This is a genomic window from Mesorhizobium sp. P2_E6 (genome assembly GCF_056403835.1).
On sequence record NZ_JBFUEQ010000014.1, the window covers coordinates 83,976 to 103,892 of the forward strand.

General features: G+C 60.7%; 17 protein-coding genes and 1 tRNA gene. 10 read left to right on the forward strand and 8 right to left on the reverse strand.

Translation table 11 applies throughout. From position 1 onward, the window contains the following. Positions 1 to 14: 14 nt before the first annotated feature. Complete coding sequence (locus AC1D08_RS28515) at positions 15 to 953, reverse strand: DUF2182 domain-containing protein (protein ID WP_457154379.1); 939 nt, start codon at positions 951 to 953, stop codon at positions 15 to 17. Positions 954 to 1,024: 71 nt separating this feature from the next. Between AC1D08_RS28515 and AC1D08_RS28520 the strand changes: the two genes are divergently transcribed. Both AC1D08_RS28520 and hspQ read left to right on the forward strand, forming a co-directional pair. Beyond that, on the forward strand, positions 1,025 to 2,233 hold the full coding sequence (locus tag AC1D08_RS28520; protein WP_477424588.1) for a UbiH/UbiF family hydroxylase: 1,209 nt from the start codon (positions 1,025 to 1,027) through the stop codon (positions 2,231 to 2,233). A 178-nt stretch (positions 2,234 to 2,411) separates the two neighbouring features. Continuing rightward, positions 2,412 to 2,735 (forward strand): heat shock protein HspQ, encoded by a 324-nt coding sequence (hspQ, locus tag AC1D08_RS28525; protein ID WP_167392389.1) that lies wholly within the window; start codon positions 2,412 to 2,414, stop codon positions 2,733 to 2,735. 73 nt (positions 2,736 to 2,808) lie between these two features. On the opposite strand, the gene AC1D08_RS28530 is transcribed toward hspQ, so the two are convergent. Then, positions 2,809 to 3,438, reverse strand: a complete 630-nt coding sequence (locus AC1D08_RS28530) for an invasion associated locus B family protein (protein ID WP_095091562.1) — start codon at positions 3,436 to 3,438, stop codon at positions 2,809 to 2,811. A 233-nt stretch (positions 3,439 to 3,671) separates the two neighbouring features. On the opposite strand from AC1D08_RS28530, the gene AC1D08_RS28535 reads away from it, so the two are divergent. Beyond that, positions 3,672 to 5,492 carry an extracellular solute-binding protein gene (locus tag AC1D08_RS28535; RefSeq protein WP_477424590.1) on the forward strand — a complete coding sequence of 607 codons (1,821 nt, stop codon included), beginning with the start codon at positions 3,672 to 3,674 and terminating at the stop codon, positions 5,490 to 5,492. Positions 5,493 to 5,510: 18 nt separating this feature from the next. Beyond that, positions 5,511 to 6,191, forward strand: coding sequence for a DsbA family oxidoreductase (locus AC1D08_RS28540; RefSeq protein ID WP_457154786.1), 681 nt, complete (start codon positions 5,511 to 5,513; stop codon positions 6,189 to 6,191). 38 nt (positions 6,192 to 6,229) lie between these two features. On the opposite strand, the gene AC1D08_RS28545 is transcribed toward AC1D08_RS28540, so the two are convergent. Beyond that, positions 6,230 to 6,658, reverse strand: a complete 429-nt coding sequence (locus tag AC1D08_RS28545; RefSeq protein WP_457154785.1) for a hypothetical protein — start codon at positions 6,656 to 6,658, stop codon at positions 6,230 to 6,232. 597 nt (positions 6,659 to 7,255) lie between these two features. On the opposite strand from AC1D08_RS28545, the gene AC1D08_RS28550 reads away from it, so the two are divergent. Next, positions 7,256 to 9,148: an ABC transporter ATP-binding protein/permease gene (locus AC1D08_RS28550; protein ID WP_477424592.1), complete on the forward strand. Its 1,893-nt coding sequence runs from the start codon at positions 7,256 to 7,258 to the stop codon at positions 9,146 to 9,148. 271 nt (positions 9,149 to 9,419) lie between these two features. Continuing rightward, positions 9,420 to 10,784 carry a magnesium transporter gene (gene mgtE / locus AC1D08_RS28555; RefSeq protein WP_457154436.1) on the forward strand — a complete coding sequence of 455 codons (1,365 nt, stop codon included), beginning with the start codon at positions 9,420 to 9,422 and terminating at the stop codon, positions 10,782 to 10,784. 69 nt (positions 10,785 to 10,853) lie between these two features. On the opposite strand, the gene gor is transcribed toward mgtE, so the two are convergent. The 3 genes from gor to rpiA all read right to left on the reverse strand — a co-directional run bounded on the left by gor (position 10,854) and on the right by rpiA (position 13,688). Further along, the gene (gene gor / locus AC1D08_RS28560; protein WP_477424594.1) at positions 10,854 to 12,245 is read right to left on the reverse strand and encodes a glutathione-disulfide reductase; all 1,392 of its coding nucleotides are present in this window, start codon (positions 12,243 to 12,245) and stop codon (positions 10,854 to 10,856) included. A 116-nt stretch (positions 12,246 to 12,361) separates the two neighbouring features. Continuing rightward, positions 12,362 to 12,970 carry a DUF2059 domain-containing protein gene (locus tag AC1D08_RS28565; RefSeq protein ID WP_457154959.1) on the reverse strand — a complete coding sequence of 203 codons (609 nt, stop codon included), beginning with the start codon at positions 12,968 to 12,970 and terminating at the stop codon, positions 12,362 to 12,364. Beyond that, a complete protein-coding gene (gene rpiA, locus AC1D08_RS28570; RefSeq protein ID WP_477424596.1) occupies positions 12,957 to 13,688 on the reverse strand; it encodes a ribose-5-phosphate isomerase RpiA in 732 nt (243 codons plus the stop codon). Before rpiA ends, AC1D08_RS28565 begins: the two co-directional genes overlap by 14 nt. 389 nt (positions 13,689 to 14,077) lie before the next feature. Between rpiA and AC1D08_RS28575 the strand changes: the two genes are divergently transcribed. Together AC1D08_RS28575 and AC1D08_RS28580 are read left to right on the forward strand one after the other, a co-directional pair. Next, entirely contained in the window at positions 14,078 to 14,761 is a 684-nt protein-coding gene (locus tag AC1D08_RS28575; RefSeq protein ID WP_477424598.1) for a phosphoglycolate phosphatase, read from the forward strand. Positions 14,762 to 14,902: 141 nt separating this feature from the next. Further along, positions 14,903 to 14,977, forward strand: a tRNA-Val gene (locus AC1D08_RS28580). Between the two features lie 205 nt (positions 14,978 to 15,182). Here AC1D08_RS28580 and AC1D08_RS28585 read toward each other — a convergent pair. Continuing rightward, positions 15,183 to 16,148 carry a pPIWI-associating nuclease domain-containing protein gene (locus tag AC1D08_RS28585; RefSeq protein WP_477424600.1) on the reverse strand — a complete coding sequence of 322 codons (966 nt, stop codon included), beginning with the start codon at positions 16,146 to 16,148 and terminating at the stop codon, positions 15,183 to 15,185. A gap of 694 nt (positions 16,149 to 16,842) precedes the next feature. Here AC1D08_RS28585 and AC1D08_RS28590 point away from each other — a divergent pair. Continuing rightward, complete coding sequence (locus tag AC1D08_RS28590; RefSeq protein WP_477424602.1) at positions 16,843 to 17,655, forward strand: reverse transcriptase domain-containing protein; 813 nt, start codon at positions 16,843 to 16,845, stop codon at positions 17,653 to 17,655. A gap of 72 nt (positions 17,656 to 17,727) precedes the next feature. Here the strand turns inward: AC1D08_RS28590 and AC1D08_RS28595 are convergent, their stop codons facing one another. Beyond that, on the reverse strand, positions 17,728 to 18,243 hold the full coding sequence (locus AC1D08_RS28595; RefSeq protein WP_477424604.1) for a bZIP transcription factor: 516 nt from the start codon (positions 18,241 to 18,243) through the stop codon (positions 17,728 to 17,730). Between the two features lie 826 nt (positions 18,244 to 19,069). Here AC1D08_RS28595 and AC1D08_RS28600 point away from each other — a divergent pair. Continuing rightward, a complete protein-coding gene (locus AC1D08_RS28600; RefSeq protein ID WP_457154210.1) occupies positions 19,070 to 19,744 on the forward strand; it encodes a peroxiredoxin-like family protein in 675 nt (224 codons plus the stop codon). Positions 19,745 to 19,917 lie beyond the last annotated feature (173 nt).

The following is a 19,917-nucleotide window of genomic DNA, read 5'->3' on the forward strand; positions in this document are numbered from 1 at the left end:
CGACTTTCCCCCACTTATCGCGAGACTACTAGCAGCGCTGCTGCCCAGACAAGCAGTATCGCACCGGCCAGCCGGGTTGGAACCCTGCTCGCCGTCTGTTTTTCGATCAGGGTGAACAGCCCGATCAACGCCATCCAGAAGACGTTCATCACCCCGACGGCGAACATCACCAGCATCAACGCCCAGCAGCAGCCGAGGCACCACAGGCCTTGCGCGACGCCAAGCCGGAAGACGCGGACGGGCCTCGCGCTCCAATTCGCGAACAGGATCGAGAACGGGTTCCTGCATTTCTTCAGACAGGCTTCCTTCAGACCGCTGAATTGGTAGAGGCCCGCAATCAGCAGAGCGACCGCGCCGGCAATACCGACGACGGGGTCGAGCATCCCGCTGGGCGAGCCGGATGCATGAATGGCCAAGGTCAGCACCGCGAACATCATCGAGGCAGCGAGCCAGACGCCGAGGTAACCGGCAACCAGCACCAGCGGATGGACGACCGGCTCGCCCTTGATGCGAGCCGTATCGGCGATCTCGCAATAGGTGCGGATTATCGGTGCGGCCGAAGGCAGCATGGTGGCGATCGCCATCAGGAACCACATCAAGACGAGCGCGCCGGCCTTGAGCCCGAGGCTTCCGTCCAGCGGCGTCGGCGACAGGCAGAGCGCAAAGAACCGTTCCAGGAAATCCGGTAGCGGCAGTCGCGGCAGGTTACGCAGAAGCGCGTCGCCAGGGGCGTTGACGCCCGCAATCCGCCCTTCGGCGCTGCGGATTGCCATCGCGGCAAGCAACAGCCAGGCAAGCAGGATGCAGGCGCCGACAACGACGTTTGCCGTTACACGGGGACTGCGCGCGATGTTCGCCATGGCGCGGCCGGCGCGGTCGAGATGGCTGAAGTCGTCTTGCTGGCCGGTCATGACATCGGAATGAGCCGAATCGCCGCGTTGATCAAGCGGCATGAATTGACCTATATGCTGGATCGACTGGCAGGTCGGGTGGGCTGCCTCGCATTGCAAGCCGGAAGCCGATCTTGGAGCATCGAGACACTGCGCGGATACTGGTTGCTGGCACGGGGCCGGCAGGGTTGATCGCGGCGCTCGCTTTCGCCGATGCCGGTTTCCCGGTGACGCTTGTCGGGCCCGAAACTTCTGCCCCCGATGGCCGCACGACGGCGCTGATGAACCCCGCTCTGCAGGTGCTTGCGCGGCTGGGTATGCTCGAAGACATCAAGCCCAAGGCGGCGCCCTTGAAGGTGATGCGCATCGTCGATGCGACCCGCCGGCTGATCCGTAGCCCCGTCGTCACCTTCCGCGCCAGCGAGATCGGCGAGGACCAGTTCGGGTTGAACCTGCCCAACAGCGTCCTCAATCCCGCACTCGCCAGCACGGTTGCTAAGCATACCGGCGTCGACTGGCGGAGGTCGATGGTGGCAAGTTGGCATCTCGACGCCGAACATGCCCGTGCCGTGCTGACCGACGGCAGCACGCTGGATGCATCCCTGGCGGTCGCCGCCGACGGACGGCTGTCGCCGGCACGCCAGGCGGCCGGCATCTCGACCTCGGCCCGCTCGTACCCGCAGGCAGCTTTTGTCCTCAATTTCCGTCACAGCGGCGATCATGCCTTCACCTCGACCGAATTCCACACCGAGACCGGTCCGTTCACGCAGGTTCCGCTGCCCGGCAATCGCTCGAGCCTGGTCTGGGTGGTGAAGCCCGAGACAGCAGCGGAACTCGCCGCGTTGGACGATGCGACGCTTTCCGTGCGGGTCGAACAGCAGATGCAGTCGATGCTGGGCCGGGTGACGGTCGAGCCGGGCCGGCAGATTTATCCGCTTTCGGCGGTGACGCCGCTGCGTTTCGCGCGGGACCGTGTGGCGCTTGTCGGCGAAGCCGCCCACGTGTTTCCGCCGATCGGCGCGCAAGGCCTCAATCTCGGTATCAGGGATATCGACGATCTCGTTGGTATCGCTGGAGAAAATCGTACCGACCCCGGCGCTGCCAAGACCCTTGCGGCCTACGATTTCAAACGCCGCCCCGATATTCTGGCGCGCAGCAGTGCGGTCAATCTGCTCAACATGTCGCTGCTTTCCGACATGCTGCCGGCGCAGATGGCCCGTGTTGCCGGGCTCGGCGTTCTCGGAGGTTTCGCGCCGCTTCGCGCCTTCTTCATGCGCGAGGGGCTTCGTCCCGGCAGCGGCTTTGCGGCGCTGGCCGGCGGCCTGCGAAAGCCGGCGCGCTGATAGCGATCTTCCGAACATTCCGCCAAACCGCGTCCTCGGCGAATGTCGACATCGGCGGCCTGCGGCAAAACCTTTTCCCCGCATCCTGCGTAGCTTCAAGGCACGCTCAAAACGCGTCGGGATTGAATTGATGCCCAGTCTGCGCCAAATAAGTTCAAGGAATTCAGTGGTGAGTACGATGAAAACAGCCAAATTCGCAATCGGACAGGTTGTTCGCCACCGGCTGTTTCCCTTCAGGGGCATCATTTTCGACGTCGATCCGCAGTTCGCCAACACCGACGAATGGTACGAAGCCATCCCGGCCGACGTGCGGCCGCGCAAGGATCAACCCTTCTATCACCTGCTCGCCGAGAATTCGGAAACCGAATACATCGCCTATGTCTCCGAGCAGAACCTGCTCGAGGATCAGTCGGGCGAGCCGGTCCGGCATCCGCAGATCAAGGAGATGTTCGATAAGAGGCCGGACGGGCGCTACGAGCCGAAACGGCAATCGAGGCATTAACCGACCAGACGACAGACGCAAAAAAAGCGGGGCATGACCCCGCTTTTTTGTTAGGCCGACAAAAACCGGCTGATCAGTTGGCGGTCTTCGCCTTGTCCTGCTCTTCCTTGAGCTTCTTGGCGAAATCCTGGTTGTTCTTGGCGACGAAGTCCTGGAGCTTCTTCTGCCGGTCTTCGATGTCGGACTGCTGCAGCGGCGGGCCGTCATAGGCGCCGCTGAAACCCTGCAGGGCGATCTTGATCGGGTTCTGCTGGTTCTGGAAATTGACCGAGGTCAGCGTGATCGCCTGGCCCTTCTTGAAGGCACCGACGAGCTGGTCGGTGAGCGGAACTTCGGCCACGCAACGATCCGGGAAGCAAATGACGTAATCAAGCTTTACGGCCTTGCCGGTATCGATCTGCAGGCCAATGCCGGGAGGCACCAGACGGCCGGTCGGCACCGTCACCTGGAACACCTTGCGGTTCACCTTGCCCTTCAGCTCGATCAGGCTGACGCCGGTGATCAGCTGGCCGTTGCCGGCGGTGGTGATGTTCTGGACGTTGCAGATGTCGACGTCTTCCTGCTTGGTGCAAGCCTTGAACCAGCCTTGCGGAATCTGCTGTTGCTGCTGTGCGGAAGCAGCGGGAAGCCCTGCGCCCAGAAAGCCGACCACGCCAGCGGCCATGACCGACAGGCGGTACGCGTTGCTGTTCAGGCTCGTCATGTCGTGCACTTCCTCTCAAATGATCCCGGGACCGGCTTCTTCGTGCCGTGTGGTCCAGCTACCTGTTGCCAAAATGAGGCAACAGAATGACTTCGGGGGGGCGTGTTACACTGCAAGCGATGTCGAATCCAGCCCGCCACTTGTAATTCTTGATGACGCCATTGGCCGGCGCGCAGTTGCCTCATGCTAGGGTGCGCACCGAATCATCAAGCCGACCCAGTAAGGAGACGGTCATGGGCCGCGTTCTTGTTTGGCTGATCACCGCGATATCGTTTCTCGCCCTTTCGCATCAGCCGGCCGCATCGGAGCCGAAGCACGGCATCGCCATACAGGGCGAACCGGCTTTGCCGCCCGACTACACGCATTTCGACTATGTCAATCCGGACGCGCCGAAGGGTGGCTCGATCACCTATTGCGTCGTCGGCAGCTTCGACAATCTCAATCCCTTCATCCTCAAGAGCCTGCGCACGACGGCGCGCGGCATGATGGACCAGACTTACGGCAATCTCGTCTTTGAGCCGCTGATGCAGCGCAACTACGACGAGCCCTTCAGCCTGTACGGCTTGCTCGCCGACACCGCCGACATGGATCCCGAGCGCAAGAGCATCGAGTTCCATCTCAACCCGAAGGCCAAATGGTCCGACGGCCAGCCGGTGACGCCGGAGGATGTGCTGTTCACCTACGATGTCTATACCGACAAGGGCCGTCCACCCTACAGCGCCCGCATGAGCCTGATCGCCAAGCTCGAAAAGACCGGTGACCACAGCGTGCGCTTCACCTTCAACGACAAGGCCAATCGCGAGACGCCCCTGATCATCGCGCTGACGCCGATCATAGCCAAGCATGCCTTCGACAAGGACACGTTCGACAAGACGACGCTGAAGCCACTGATCGGCAGTGGCCCCTACACCGTTGCGCAGGTACAGCCTGGCCAACGCATCGTTTTCAAGCGCAACCCGGACTATTGGGGCAAGGACGTCCCGGCCAAGCGCGGCTTCGACAATTACGACCAGATCACCATCGAGTATTTCCTCAACGCCAACGCCAAGCTCGAAGCGTTCAAGAAGGGCCTTTGCGCCATCGACGACGACGGCGATCCGGTCAAGCGCGAGCGCGACCTCGATTTTCCGGCCTTCCACAAGGGCGAGGTGGTCGCCGAAACCTTCGACACCGGCATTCCGCCCGTGGTGACCGGTTTCCTGTTCAACATGCGGCTGCAGAAGTTCGCCAACCCGGTGGTGCGGCGTGCACTCGGCATGCTCTACGACTTCGAATGGGCCAACAAGAACCTGTTCGGCGGCAAATACGCCCGCGCGATGAGTTACTGGCAGAATTCTGAGCTTTCCGCGCTTGGTCATCCGGCTGACGACAGGGAAAAGGCGCTGCTGGCGCCCTACCCCGGCCGTGTGCCGGCCGATGTCATGGATGGCACGTACCGGCCACCGGTCACCGACGGTTCAGGGCAGGATCGCAAGGTGCTGAAAGCGGCCTTCGATCTCTTGAAAAGCATCGGCTATCACGTGCAGGACGGGACAATGCTCGATCCCGACGGCAAACCCTTTGGCTTCGAGATTCTGGTTGCTTCGCAGGATGAGGAGCGCCTTGCCGGCATCTATCAGCGCACGCTGGAAAAGATCGGCATCGACGTCACCATCCGCAGCCTCGACGGTGATCAGATCCAGTCGCGCAAGCAGCGCTTCGATTTCGAGGCCCTGATCGGATCGAGCGGCTTCAACAATTCATTGTCGCCCGGCATTGAACAGCTTGGCCGATGGGGATCCGAAGCGGCCAAGGCCGAAGGCTCGTTCAATCTGGCCGGTGTCGCCGATCCGGCGGTTGATGCGGCGATCGACGCGATGCTGCGCGCGCGTTCAAAGGAAGACTATGTCGCGGCTGTCAGGGTTCTCGACCGGCTGCTGATCTCCGGCAACTACATGGTGCCGACGCAGTACAACACGCAGCAATGGATCGCCTACTGGAACTACCTGGAACATCCGCAAAAGACGCCCATATTTGGGTATCAACTGCCAAGCTGGTGGCGCAAGCCGAACTGAGGATTTCGGGAGATCGAGATGAGTGAGCTGAACGCCGTCACCGTCGACGTGGTGTCCGACGTCGTCTGCCCATGGTGCTTCATCGGCCAGAAACGGCTCGACAGGGCGATATCAGCTGTCGGCGACACCGAGGTGCATGTCCGCTGGCGGCCATTCCAGCTCGATCCGACCATTCCGCCGCAAGGCAAGGATCGCCGCGACTATATGCTGGCCAAGTTTGGCAGCGACGAGCGCATCCGCGAAATCCATGCCCGCATCGAGCCGCTGGGCGAGGCCGAAGGCATTTCCTTCGCGTTCGACGCCATCAAGGTGGCGCCGAACACGCTCGATGCACACCGCCTGATCCGCTGGGCCGGCGCCGTCGGCGAAGCCGTGCAGAACCGGCTGGTGCGCCGCCTGTTCCAGCTGAATTTCGAAGAAGGCGCTGACATCGGCGACCATGCCGTTCTGATCGAAGTGGCGCGCGAGGCCGGCATGGACGCATCCGTGGTTGCCACGCTTTTGCCGACCGAGGCCGACGTCGAGGCGGTTCGCACCGAGATCGCCACCGCCTCGCGCATGGGCATAACAGGCGTGCCGTGCTTCCTGATCGAGGGCAAATACGCGGTCATGGGCGCACAGGACGCCGACACCCTGGCCGATGCCATCCGTCATGTGGCTGCCGCCAAGGCGCGCGGCGAACTGGAAAAGGCCGGCTGAGACCGGCTGCCCCTGCCCTTATGCGGCGGGAGCCGGCGTCACTTCACGGTCACCTTGGCCTTGCTGATGAAAAATCCATGGCCATTCGTGGCCGTGCAGGCCAGTCCCTTGGTTGTGGATTCGCATGAGAACGGCCCTGCGCTCCAGCTTTTGCCGTAAGCGAGCTTGGTGACATCGCTGCAGCATGACTGCTCGCCGGGGTTCTTGATCAAAGTCGCCGGCCCCTTGGGTCCCAGGATGATGGTGACATAGCTCGGCGCGACGCGGGAGCAGCTGAGTTCCGGGCCACCGTCCTGCGGCTCATAGGTGCTGGTGCCGCCCTTCGGGGTGTAGATGCAGCCAATGTTGCCGGACGGCGTGTTGAACTCGATCTGGCCCTCGGCGCCCGCCGGAATGCTCTGCTCGGCGGCCTGTGCCAGGGGATGCCAGGCAAGGAGGAACAGGGTTGCGGCTGCGCGTACAAGCATTGGAAGCTTCCTCGTTGGAGAACCGGACATGCATGGGTGCCGACAGTGCCCGGGAAGGTTCAATCCCGAACGAAGCAATTGTCAAACGCGGTTCCTGACCTCACCCAACGGGCCCGGATGTGCCGCCCGGCGCGCCTGCCGCAACGACCGTTTCGGGTCACTTTTCTGCCTCTGGCGAGGTCACGAACGGAAGATTTCCGAAGATTCGGTCAGTCCGCAGTCAGGAAATTTACCAGTCAATTAGATTTTCGAGTTCACAAACCCGTGTGAAAACCTTCCCCAAGGGAAACTTCGCCTATGGCCCTCCCGCGTCCATCAACAATTTGAAATCAATAGCGATATTCTGTTTTCTCCAATCGATTTGACGGCGGTTCAGTCCTGCAATCTGTTGCCTCATGGCAACGGTCGTCCGGGGTAATCCCTTTGGCCAGCTTTAAAAATTAATAGAAAATGATCAATTGGTGTTACCATCCGTAACAAAACAAAAATGGTTTGGGCGGGATCGTGATTCGGGTCGATAGACCAACGCAAGAGTCAGTACCGGAAAAAACACCTCGCGATGCCGCACGGCCATCGCTTCTGACGCCGGTATCGTCGATGCGTACCTTCTGGGGCCTGATGCGGGCCTACTGGGTTTCGGATCGGTGGAAGGAAGCCTGGACGCTGACGCTGGTGATCGCGCTGCTCACGGCGCTCTCCAGCAAGGCCGGTGTCTGGTTCGCCGAAGCCTCCGGCGAGCTGGTCAACTCGATCGCCTTCTTCCATGACGCAGCCAACACCACGCCGCTTCGCACGCTGCTGGTCAATGCCGGCATCCTCGTGCTGCTGGTCCTGCTCAAGGACGCCGGCTTTACCGGCATCCGCAATCTTGTCTCGGCGACCTTGCACCGCAAATGGCGTGGTTGGCTGGACAGCCGCTTCAACGAAGCACTGCTGGACAACAATCATACGCATTTTCATGCCCAGCATGCGTCGACCGGCAGCGGCGCACCGGCGCCCGACAACATCGACCAGCGCGTCCAGGAATCCATCAAGGACATGACCGGCGGCGCCATCGGGCTCGCCATGGGCGTGCTGGGCGTCGCCACCTCGCTCTATTTCGTCGGCCAGAAGCTGCTCGAAAACTCCGTCGAGGTGAAGGGGCTGGAGTTCCTCGGCAGCTATGGCAGCGCCGTCCTCGCTTTCCTCGCCGTCGCCACCTATGTGCCGCTGAACACCTGGATCGCGGTTAAGCTCGGCGGCCTGCTCGAGCGCCTCAACGTCAGGATGCAGCAGGCCGAAGGCAGCTATCGCGGCGAACTGACGACGTTCCTGCGCCGCAGCTTCCATGTCGCCGCGTCCCAGGGCGAAGGCGTGCAGAGGACGATGCATGGCCGGCTCTATGTCGATATCGACGGCACATGGACGCGGCTGAACATCGTCAACACCGTCTACATGTCGTTCGAACTGATCTACAATTTCATCGGCGCCCGCATCGTCGCCTACGGACCTGGCCTGGTGCCGTTCATTCACAATGGTCTCGATCTCAAGGGCTACATAACCGGCTCCGAGCTGGTCAATTCGCTGATCGGCCAATGTTCGTGGTTCATCCACGTCATGCCCGCCATCGCCACGCTGCGCGCCAACAGCCAGCGCGTCACCGAACTGGCCAATGCGATCGAGAATGTCCAGCATCCGCAGGAATTCTACAGCCAGACCGGCCGTTCCGACTTCCACTACGCCAGCCAGAACCCGGTTTTCGGCCTGACCATCCAGAAGCTCGAACTGGCGCATCAAGGCGAGGACGCCACGCCGTTCCTCAGCGCCGCCAATTTGCGCTTCCGGCGCGGCGAATGGACGTTCCTGAAAGGCGAATCCGGTTGCGGCAAGACCTCGCTGATCAAGGCGATTAACGGCCTGTGGCCCTATGGCCATGGCACCATCGTCTTCCCCGAGGGCGTGAAGAGTTTCTATGCCGCCCAGGAGGTCAAGCTGCAGCAGGTGACGCTGAAACAGCTGGTCTGCCTGCCGGGCTCCGAGCACAATCATAGCGATGCGGATGTCGCGGCGGCGCTGTACAAGGCCGGCCTTGGCGACTTCATCTCGCATCTGGCCGACGCAAGCCGCGAAGGCAAAAGCTGGGACCAGGTTCTGTCGGGCGGCCAGAAGCAGAAGCTGGTGGTGGCGCGCATCGTGCTGCAGCAGCCGGGGCTGCTGTTCCTCGACGAGGCGACCGGCGCGCTTGATCCGGAGGGCAAGATTGCCTTCCATCAGGCCATCAAGGACAACTGCCCCGATGTCACGGTCATCAGCGTCATGCACGAGGCGGTGGCGCCGCGATCGCTGGCCGGCGCAGAATTCTACCATAGCATCGTCGCGATCGCCGACGGCGTCGCCACCAAGAAGCCCCTGGTTCCGACCCTGCCTGTCGAACTCACCACGATTCTTGTCCAGCCAAGGCCGGTCGAGGACAAGTGGCTGCGCTTCTCGCGCCGGCTGAAGCAGAAATGACGACCCGTTGATCTCGGCCGGCCGCGCCATGCGGCGACCGCTGATCACAGTCTCGCGAGTGGTGCCATTCGGCACCGTTTTTCATCCTCACCACGATTGACTCGGCAAGGCGCGCACCTATGTTGCGCCGGCTTGCAGACAGTCAAACGCGAACCCGCAAGCGGAAAGGTCACAGCGCCATGCCTGGCGACAGTCACAGTCGAACGCAACAGCCGTCCGCCTAGACGTGACCTGAATGGTTCATGTCCTGCCGGACGGCAAGGAGTGAGCCATGAACGAATTTACCCCCGTAGCGAGCGACGAGGCCGTCGCGATCGCCCGTATCCTAGCCAACGATCACGTCGCCGACATTGTCGAGGCCCTGAACAGGGAGCCGCGAGAAAGCGCGACGGAACTGCTTTGTGAAGTGACGTTCGAGCGGCTGGTCGAGATCTTCGACCAGCCTGAACTCGACCGCGCGCCCGAACTCATGGAGGCGCTGCCGCGCGCCAAGGCGGGCAAGCTGCTCACCGCCATGTCGGAAGACCGCGCCGCCGACATCCTGCGCGAGCTGGACGAGCCGGCCCGTTCCGAGCTGCTCGGCGGGCTTGCGCCGCCGCTGCGCGCCACGCTGCTTGCCATTCTGGGTTATCCCGAAGGCAGCGCCGCATCGATCATGACGACGGAGTTCGTCAGCGTGCCTTCGGACTGGACCGTGGGCCGCACGCTCGACTACATCCGCAAGGTCGAGCGGACGCGCGAAACCGTCTACGCGATCTACATCGTCGATCCGCAGACGCATCTCCTGATGCGGTCGACCGGCCTGCGCCGGCTGATCACCGGGGAGCCGGAGGATTCGATCATGACGGTGGCGCCGGATCGCGCGCCGGTGACGGTCACCCCACTGACCGATCGCGAAACCCTGGCGCAGACGATCTCGAAATACGACCTGCTCGCCGTCCCGGTCGTCGACCACGGCAAGATCCTCGGCATCGTCACCATCGACGACATCATCGACGCGATGATCGAGGAGACGACCGAGGACGTGCACCGTTTCGGCGGCATGGAGGCGCTCGACGAGCCGTACATGAAGATGAGCTTCCTCGCCATGATCAAGAAGCGGGGCGGCTGGCTGTGCGCGCTGTTCATCTCAGAGATGCTGACGGCCAACGCCATGCAGAGCTATGAGGGCGAGTTGGAAAAGGCGATCGTGCTGACGCTGTTCATCCCGCTGATCATGAGCTCGGGTGGCAATTCCGGCTCGCAGGCGACCTCGCTGGTCATCCGGGCGCTGGCGCTGCGCGAAATCGGTCTTCGCGACTGGTGGCGGGTGGCGCTGCGCGAACTGCCCACCGGCCTCGTGCTCGGCGCCATGCTCGGCGTGGTCGGCATCGGCCGCATCGCGCTCTGGCAATATATGGGCTTCTACGACTATGGGCCGCATTGGCCGCTGATCGCCGCGACGGTCGGCGTGGCACTGGTCGGCATCGTCACCTTCGGCTCGCTGTCGGGGTCGATGCTGCCGTTCGCCCTGAAACGCATCGGCTTCGATCCGGCCAGCGCATCGGCCCCGTTCGTCGCCACGCTGGTCGATGTCACCGGGCTGGTGATCTATTTCTCGGTGGCGTTGGTGATCCTGCGCGGCACGCTGCTGTAGCAATTCCCAGATCTCCGCCGTGGCAAGACCCTTGCCGCGGTGGAGAGCTGAACCTCGGCATGTGCCAGGTCAATCCACCCTCTTGCCATCCTTCACGCGATAGGTCGGCTTGTACATGGTGACGATCTCTTCCGCGGCTGTCGGATGCACCGCCATCGTGCGGTCGAAATCATCCTTGGTCAGCCCGGCTTTCAGCGGAATGCCGAGAAGCTGCGCCATCTCGCCGGCATCCGGTCCCAGGATGTGCGCGCCGAGCACCCGCTTCGACGCGCCGTCGACCACCAGCTTGATCAGCATCTTCTCGTCGCGGCCGGACAGCGTATGCCGCATCGGCCGGAAAGTGGCGCGGTAGATCTCGATGTCGGGGAAGCGTTTGACCGCATCATCCTCCGACAGGCCGACCGTGCCGATTTCGGGTTGTGAAAAGACGGCGGTCGCAATGGTGTCGTGGTCGGGCGCCGTCGCATTTCCCTTGAAGGCGGTTTCGATGAAACACATCGCCTCATGGATCGCCACCGGTGTCAGCTGCACGCGGTTGGTGACGTCGCCGATCGCCCAGATGTTGTCGATGTTGGTGCGCGAGTATTTGTCGACGGCGATCGCACCGGTCTTGGTCATCTCCAGGCCGATGCCTTCCAGGCCCATATTCTCGGTGTTGGGGATGCGGCCGATGGCCAGCATCACCTGGTCGACCGTCAGCACTTTGCCGCCGGTGACGATTGCGTCGAGCCGGCCGTCCGGCCGCTTGCGGATCCATTCCGACACGGAATGGCAGAGGATCTCTATCCCCTTCTTTTCCATTGTCTCGTGCAGCATGCGCCGCAGGTCCATGTCGAAGCGGCTGAGGATCTCCTTGCCGCGATAGACCAGCGTGGTGTCGACGCCGAGGCCGTGGAAGATGTTGGCGAACTCGACCGCGATGTAGCCGCCGCCCTCGATCATGATCGCCTTGGGTAGCTGCTTGAGATCGAAAGCCTCGTTGGAGAAGATGCAATGCTCATGCCCGGGCAGCGCCGGATGCGGCGCCGGGCGGCCGCCGGTGGCGATCAGGATCTGGTCGGCGGTGACTGTGCGATCTTCGCCCAGGAGATGCACGACATGCGGATCGACGATCATGGCGCGCGAGTGAAAGGCCTCGCCGCCGGCGCCCTCGACATTCCTCTGGTAGATCGCCTCCAGCCGGCTGATCTCGCGATCCTTGTTGGCGACCAGCGTCTGCCAGTCGAAACTCGCCTCCGGCACCGTCCAGCCATAGCCGGCGGCGTCGGCGAAATGCTCGGGAAATTGCGATGCATAGACATAGAGCTTTTTCGGCACGCAGCCCCTGATGACGCAGGTGCCGCCATAGCGGTATTCCTCGGCGATGCCGACGCGCTTGCCGAGTGCGGCCGCGACGCGCGCCGCCCTCACCCCGCCCGAGCCGCCGCCGATGACGAAAAGATCGTAGTCGTAACCGGCCATCTGGCGGCTCCTCAAGCTTCAGAAATCCAGTGACAGGTAGGCCGCCAGGCAGCAAAAGAAAAGCCCGGACAAGCCGGGCTTCATCGATGGCCGCAAGGCCATTTGGAAACGCAAGATCAGTTCTGCGTGTCGTCTGCCGGAGCCGAACCATCGGCGGGTGCAGCGCCATCCGCAGGCGCGGCTGCGTCCGCGGGTGCTGCGGCAGGGGCTGCCGGCGCCTTGGCCTTGGCGGCCGCGGCCAGCGTCTCGCCAACCTGCTGAGCGAGATCGCGTGCGAGGCCGTTCTGCCAGATGTCGGCTGCCTTGACCAGTTCACGGGTCACGGTCGGGCCGCTATCCAGCAGCTTCTTGCCCGAATCGGAACTGTAGAAGGCGGCGATATCCGTCAGTTCCTTTTCGGAGAACACTTTTGCGTAGGCGAGTGCGGCTTCCTTCTCGAGGTCGGCGCGGCGCGAGGCGAGCGCCAGCGCCTTCTCGTTGATGGTCTTGCCGATCAGCTCCTGCATGTCCGGGTTCTTCTGAATGAGCTGCGATTCGAGCGCGGCTGCCGCCTGCGGCAGGATGTTGTCGAACGGGTCGGTCGCGTGGATCGCCGCTACCGCCGCGCGGGCGGCCTTCAGGTGCGAGTCCGTGACTTCTTGCGAAAACGCCGGCGAAGAGAAGGCGAAAACGGCCGTAGCCGCCAGAACGGCGCAAAGGCTGCGAACCCGGTTATGCAACATCATGATCGGTAGAACTCCCTGGTTTTCGGGCGGCATGGACAGTTTGGATACCGTCGCCGCCGGCGATGATGGCCGCTGACGCCAGCCCGATGAAAAGACCATGCTCGACCACGCCCGGAATGGCGTGGAGAGCATTCGAAAGCGCTCTTGTATCCGGAATGCGGCCAAAAGATGCATCGAGGATAAAATGGCCGCCGTCTGTAACAAAAGCCTGGCCCCCCGTCATCCTCAATATAACCGGACCGGAAAGGCCGAGCTTTTCAGCCGCGGTGCCGATCGCGATTTCGGTTGCGCGCAGGCCAAACTGATTGACTTCGATCGGCAGTGGAAACCGGCCGAGCGTCTCGACCATCTTCGACTGGTCGGCAATGACGATCATGCGCTGGGAAGCCGCGGCAACGATCTTCTCGCGCAGCAGCGCGCCGCCGCCGCCCTTGATCAGGGTCAGCGCCGGATCGACCTCATCGGCGCCATCGACGGTGAGATCGAGTTCCGGCGTTTCCTCCAGCGTCGACAGCGGCACGCCAAGCTCGCGGCAGAGCAACGCGGTGCGCTCCGACGTCGGCACGCCGATGACGGTCATGCCGGTGGCGACCTTCTCGGCAAGCAGCCGCACGAACTCTTCGGCGGTGGTGCCGGTGCCGATTCCGAGCCGCATGCCGTCGCTCACATAGGCGAGCGCTGCCCGCGCGGCTTCGACCTTCAACTGTCTTGCATCCATGCCGCTTGCTGCCCCGGAAATTCGCTGCTGGGCTCCTAGCATTTTTGCCGGTCGGGTCAAAGCCTTTGGCAGCGGCGTACTCCCTGGCGACGAGCAGCATGGATGTTCTGGCAACGCACGGTCAGGGGCAATGCGTCAGGTATCTCCGATAGGAATTTTTTCTTGACCCGGTGAAGGCAGCTATGCTACATATCTATCCATGGTGCTGATTCGCGCCAACGACCCGCCGCCATGGCGGGTTTTTCATGTCTGGCGGCAAGCCACGAAATACCCGGTCCGGCGGGGCTGGCTTGCCCGAACGACTCAGCCGGCTTGCCCCATCCCGCTTGCCTTGACGCGCCGCAGCCGCTATCGCCTGCCACTTGCATGAACTTGGCCCAGGACTGACCATGACTCGCCCGATCATCGTGTTCGACCTCGACGGTACGCTGGTCGACACAGCGCCCGACCTGCTCGATAGCCTGAACCACAGCCTTGCCGCCAGCCATATCGCGGCGGTCGATGAGGCTGGCTTCCGGCGCTTTGTCGGTCACGGCGGCCGCGTGATGATCGAGCGGGCCCATGCCGCCCAACAGCGGTCGCTTGACGTCGAGGAGCACGACCGGCTGCTGAAACTCTTCCTCGACCACTACACCCTCAACATCCCCGGCAAATCGCGCCCCTACCCCGGCGTCGTCGAGGCGATCGCCCGCTTCGAGAACGCCGGCTATCTCCTGGCCATCTGCACCAACAAATACGAAGCCAACTCGCTGGCGCTGATCGAGGCGCTCGGCCTGACGAAGCATTTCGCCGCAATCGCCGGCCAGGACACGTTCGCGTTCCGCAAGCCCGACCCGCGCCATCTCATCGAGACCATCAGGCTCGCCGGCGGCGACCCGGATCGCGCGCTGATGGTCGGCGATTCGCAAACCGACATCGACACCGCCAAGGCTGCCGGCATTCCAGTGGTGGCGGTCGATTTCGGCTACACCGACCGCCATGTCCGCGAATTCGAACCCTCGGCGGTGATCTCGCATTTCGACGCCCTGACGCTCGATCTGGCGCAAAGGCTGATTGTCGCCGCGGGGAACTGACAGGAAAACGGCCGGCATCACGTCTCAGGCAGGTGCTAAAGGACAACAATCCGATCCCTGTCAGAACGCGCTAGGCATCGCCTTGACTTCCCGCACCCGCCTCCCTTATATCGCGGCTCGCTTGGCCTTCGGGCAACGAGCGGGCGATTAGCTCAGCGGGAGAGCACACCCTTCACACGGGTGGGGTCGCAGGTTCAATCCCTGCATCGCCCACCATCCAATCTCCAGGAATGGCCAAATGGCATGTGCCGAGCGCCACGCCTTCATCTGGCACAATGACCGGGAAAATCTCGCCTTCAGTTCCAAACTGAGAGAATGGCTCAAGAGCTCGGCGGCGAGACCTACTATGCGCTCGACCGAGGCAAAGGCAGGGGATGTGGGAAAGTGGCGAAAGAAGGTGAAAAGCCACAGTCCCAGAGGGTTACAGCGCGACGGCCGCAAGGAACATAATACCGCCATCGACGCGTTTGCGGATATTTTGGAGCTTGGCAAAACCGTGTTTTCCGGCCTCGCCATGGGTAGCCTCGTTAAACACCTTGAATAACTGTAGAATGTCCTCAATATCCTTGTCGATAAATCCCAACATCTCAGGGGAGTCGGCGCCTTTTTTCTTCAAAAGGTAGCGGATTTTTGCCCTCCGGGATGGCGTACCCTGCTGCGTCAGTTCGCAGTTGCAATCCGCTTCGCGTACATCGTCGTCGTTGGCCCATCTGCCCAGTATCTCATTGAAGATTTCGCGAACGCTCGTGCAGAAATGACGCCCTGCATCGGGATTTGCTGGGTTCAGCGAAAAAAGTGCGCCTTTCCAACGATTACAAAGATCTTGGGAAAATCCCGCCAGGTACTCAAGGATACCCGTATCCTGCGCACTCTCCGGAGCCTTTGGATCGTCAGACACAAATGCTTCAGCCACTTGCGCACTATTTCCAGCCTCCTTCTCCAACAAGGTCAGAAGGTTGGAAACGCCTGTTGAAGTTCGCGCTTCGTGTTCGACACGTTCAAATCGGTCGTTCAAGTCGAGCGCCGAACTGCGAACCCCAACATACCGAGTGTTGGGTCGACTTTGTAGGCTGGCAATCTGACGCCTAAGTTGCTGCCGATTGCTCTCGACCTGCGCATTGTGCTGCCGGACCGCAGTATTGTATTTGTCGACTGCGGCTTGAGCGTTTTGATTGTTCTTGCGTATTGCGCGATTTCGCTCGTTTACAACCTGCTGATTGTGCCGGTTTACGCGGTCAATCTCCTGATTGACCTCCCTCACATATCGTTCCGCAGCTGCCTTGTTGGCTCGATTTACGCGGTCCACCTCATTGTTATAGCGGCGGACGGCATCGTTATGCCTTTGCTGTTGCTGCCTAAGCCAAGCGTTGTACTGCGAGGGCGTCATGTTCACACCGCGGGGTATCGTCCGGCTACGACCGGAAGTGATTCAAATCCACCTCACGTTAGACGAATCCCCAGAAGAACAAAACGGGGACATGGATTGTAACCAATGTTTTGTGTTGATAAGGGTCTGGCTATTTTGAGGGATTGGGGGGGGCGCTTAAAGATGATCGACAGGGTGAGGTAACGCTGATCTTTTACGTGCCGGTTAGTGAACGCTGTAACCCGCTGAATTCCGGCATTCTTGGGCTATTAGCTGCCTTCACACGGATGGAGTCGCAGGCTCAATCCCTTGCATTGCCCAAATCTAACCTGCAGAATTGGTTAGATGATTTGGCTTCAAAGAAACTCCCGAAAATTAAATATGACTGGCGGCTTCCCCTGCCATTGAAAGACCGAATCCGCATCCATATCTCCAGCCTGACTTCGGCGTTAGGCTGCACCTCGCGCTGGCCCATCGGACCTTGATGCGACTCTCGGGAAGCACCTAGGGACTGGGCTTCGGGAATACCTGTTCTCTCAGTTGACAACTCCATCGTGAAGATGAGGTTGCAGGTATGCCGGGGTCTAGCAATGGAGAACGCCTATGACCAAAAATCAAAAGCGCCTACACCTTGCTGCATCAGTTCTTTCGGTAACCCTTCTTCTTTTGAAGAATGCGGTTATACTAATTGATCTGATCAGCAAGGTTGTCAACTATGCCCGGTCCTTTCGAAAATTTTTGCCACTCCTACTGGAAAAATGGAAAGCCGATCTTCGTTCCGAACCCGTTTGGCGAGGAGCTGGGCAGAAAGCTCAAGCGTAAAGTCGCCAAGAAATACACGTTCGACAAATTCATTTATCACTTTAAGGAGGGCTCTCACGTGGTTGCCCTCCACAGGCACCGCAAAAACGCGTTCTTCTGCCGTGTTGACCTCAGCCGTTTCTTCTACAGCATCAAGCGCAACCGTCTGAAGCGCGTCCTCAAGGACATTGGTATTCCGAAGCCGGAGTACTACGCCAAGTGGTCGACGGTCAAAAACCCGTTTGCGGGCGGAGGCTATGTACTTCCATATGGATTCGTGCGGTCTCCTATCCTCGCCACCCTCATTCTCTCGGAGTCACCAATAGGCACTTACCTGCGGGCTCTGCCTGACACGATCACGCCGTCTGTTTACATGGACGACCTGTGTCTATCGGGACAAGACCAGGCTGCATTGAAGGAAGCTTTTGACGGACTGGTGGTGGCCGTAGCTGCAGCCGGGTTCACCTTGAACGATGAAAAAACGCGAGAGCCCGCTGCGAAGATCGACATTTTCAATTGCTCGTTGGAGAATGGCAACACGGCCGTACTGCCCGACCGGATTGACGAATTCTTCGCAGAGGATCGCGAAGCCGCCGCCGTCGCGTCGTTCGAGACCTATGTCGATATAGTGAAGTCCAAAACGTGGCGGATTGGAGACTCCAAGAAGAGACGGCGCAAGGCGTTTGAGCTGCGGCGAAAGAAGGCGGCAGCTGCTCCGGTCGTATAGAGCTTCGCGTCGGGATTGGCCCAGTCGCGCTAAACCTAGTAACTGGGCGTGTTCCGATATTCCCCCATTACATTATTTGGACGGGCACTCGGTTGAGATTCTTACGCCGGTGCCAAGAACCTCCATTAGCCGCAAGATGCATCTACGACCTTGCGATTCGAGGTTGATCTGCCCACCACCATTCATGAACTTCTTCTCTGAGTAGCCAGTGAGGTCGCGGACAGATAGCTCTGCGATACCGCCCGAGATTCTGTCCAGAGTCACGATATAGCTTTTGTCCATCACCCCAATGAAACTGCCCTCGGGTATCACAACACTCTCTGTGACGGTTGAAGCTTGCGTGACAAATTCTGAAATTGTCCGCTTCAGTTCGTCATTTTCATGCTTCAGAGTCTCAACAGTGCGTTCAAGGGCTTCGACGCGATCTTGTGCAGCGGAAAGCTCGGATGCGTTGGGTGACGACTTGTAGAGTACCGTCATGTAAACGCCTGACAGAGCTAAGCCGCTAGTTACAATGGCAATCAACAGCGGATGGCGGCTGATACCTGCCAGCACTGCGTTGTCTTCTGGCTTCGGATTCACGTCCACTTGTTTCGCCACTAGCACCGCCCGCCGGTCAAATCATTCGAGGCCGATATAGACTGGTGAACTTACCCAAAGCCTTCCGATTCGGCGAATCGGGGCGCACACATGAAAGGGTAATCTCAACAACTACAGCTCGCCCCCTCGCCACCAAAATTCTTCTGGGCGAAATTCAGGGCGCTGCTGTAGCTCGTGTAGCTCTGGAACCGACAGACGTCGGAGCCGTTCCGCACTTTCATCTGCTCGAGGTCCCAGAACAAACCTGGATGCGGTCGTCGGCGCAATAGACCGTATAGCGTTCAGGCTCCAGCGCCCCTGGGCTTTCTGCACGGGACGGGGTTTCATCGAGCACTCGTCTCACCTGCTACTGCCCGCTTGATGAACAACCCTGTGAAGTCCGACATAGGTGGCTTCATGGGCTCCGATCAGCGCCCGCAAACTTACTAACATGTTGGCCAAAATCGTCGATCTAGGCCTTTTTCGTTTCGCCACTAAGTCGCCACCAATTCGACGATTGTTTTCGACACCGGCGTCGGGAACTTCGCAGCTGGCTTCGCCTCTTTCACGGCGGTATTCCGTCCCGAAGGCCCGAAATGCTCCGCTCGTTGGTAGGCTCCAACCTGTAATCGATTCCTTGATTGCCAGCCGTTTGCTTCTGCGCGCCAGGAGTGAGGCTCCGCAAGGCGTAGCCTTCGGTAGCGCCTCAACGTCCGCCCATCTCTGTGCTACATTGCAATTTCAGCACGCTCAGGACGTGTGTGCCGAACACCGGCTGGAGCCGGAAGTACCGCCGCGCTTTCGTTACTGGATTGAGCCGCGAGGAGGATCAAGCATGTCTGACCGCGCCGACGTAGGCCCTCTGCAACTGGGCGAACGAGCGCCCAATTTCGTACTCGACGCAATTACTCGCGAGGGCAAGATAGCTATCGACGATTTCCGCGGCGAGAAGCCAGTGCTGGTTGGGCTGTATCGAGGTCTGCATTGTCCGTTTTGCAGGCGTCATATCGCGACGGTTTCGCTGCTCACACCAGCCCTTAACGCAAAGGGCATCGAAAGCCTCACGGTGGTGAACACGCCCATCGAGCGGGCGCGCCTTTATCTCCGGTACCATCCGATGGTTGGTTTGCTTGCTGCATCTGATCCGGAGCGCGTTTCACACCGCGCCTTTGGATTGCCCAATATGCAAATAACCGAGGGCGAGAGCGCATTGCCGCACAAGGTCTCGATGAGCGATGTGAAGGCGATGCGGCTCAACGTGCCGGGCGAAATGCCTGAGCCGATGGATCCGTTTGCCACGCTCGAATATCTGAACAAAAAAGACAATTACGATATCACTGAAGCGGACCAGCAAATGATGGCGACCGGCGTGGGCCAGCTCACCGGCCAGTTCCTGCTCGACCGCAACGGCGTCGTTCGCTGGACGTTCTCCGAAGTTTTCGATGGCGGCTTGGGCGCCCACCCGAACTCTGAGGCGATGATGTCGGTCGCGTCGCATATTGGTCAGTAGCGGCGCGGTTGCGGACATCGGCTGCACGGACAGCAGGTGTTATGCAAACCGTTAGTTCGAGCCGGCGTCGCCACGCTTGGGGCAGTCGCTTCGACGACGGGCTGAGTGCGGTGGGAATTCCAGTATGAGCGACCAACCACGCGCCAGCGCGGAAAGACAATGGCGTCGAGCCG

Excerpts from the sequence above, each read along its gene's own strand:
- AC1D08_RS28515 (WP_457154379.1), bottom strand. The coding sequence starts at position 953 with ATGCCGCTTGATCAACGCGGCGATTCGGCTCATTCCGATGTCATGACC.
- hspQ (WP_167392389.1), top strand. The coding sequence starts at position 2,412 with ATGAAAACAGCCAAATTCGCAATCGGACAGGTTGTTCGCCACCGGCTG.
- AC1D08_RS28530 (WP_095091562.1), bottom strand. The coding sequence starts at position 3,438 with ATGACGAGCCTGAACAGCAACGCGTACCGCCTGTCGGTCATGGCCGCT.
- AC1D08_RS28535 (WP_477424590.1), top strand. The coding sequence starts at position 3,672 with ATGGGCCGCGTTCTTGTTTGGCTGATCACCGCGATATCGTTTCTCGCC.
- AC1D08_RS28540 (WP_457154786.1), top strand. The coding sequence starts at position 5,511 with ATGAGTGAGCTGAACGCCGTCACCGTCGACGTGGTGTCCGACGTCGTC.
- AC1D08_RS28545 (WP_457154785.1), bottom strand. The coding sequence starts at position 6,658 with ATGCTTGTACGCGCAGCCGCAACCCTGTTCCTCCTTGCCTGGCATCCC.
- AC1D08_RS28550 (WP_477424592.1), top strand. The coding sequence starts at position 7,256 with ATGCGTACCTTCTGGGGCCTGATGCGGGCCTACTGGGTTTCGGATCGG.
- mgtE (WP_457154436.1), top strand. The coding sequence starts at position 9,420 with ATGAACGAATTTACCCCCGTAGCGAGCGACGAGGCCGTCGCGATCGCC.
- gor (WP_477424594.1), bottom strand. The coding sequence starts at position 12,245 with ATGGCCGGTTACGACTACGATCTTTTCGTCATCGGCGGCGGCTCGGGC.
- AC1D08_RS28565 (WP_457154959.1), bottom strand. The coding sequence starts at position 12,970 with ATGATGTTGCATAACCGGGTTCGCAGCCTTTGCGCCGTTCTGGCGGCT.
- rpiA (WP_477424596.1), bottom strand. The coding sequence starts at position 13,688 with ATGGATGCAAGACAGTTGAAGGTCGAAGCCGCGCGGGCAGCGCTCGCC.
- AC1D08_RS28575 (WP_477424598.1), top strand. The coding sequence starts at position 14,078 with ATGACTCGCCCGATCATCGTGTTCGACCTCGACGGTACGCTGGTCGAC.
- AC1D08_RS28585 (WP_477424600.1), bottom strand. The coding sequence starts at position 16,148 with ATGACGCCCTCGCAGTACAACGCTTGGCTTAGGCAGCAACAGCAAAGG.
- AC1D08_RS28590 (WP_477424602.1), top strand. The coding sequence starts at position 16,843 with ATGCCCGGTCCTTTCGAAAATTTTTGCCACTCCTACTGGAAAAATGGA.
- AC1D08_RS28600 (WP_457154210.1), top strand. The coding sequence starts at position 19,070 with ATGTCTGACCGCGCCGACGTAGGCCCTCTGCAACTGGGCGAACGAGCG.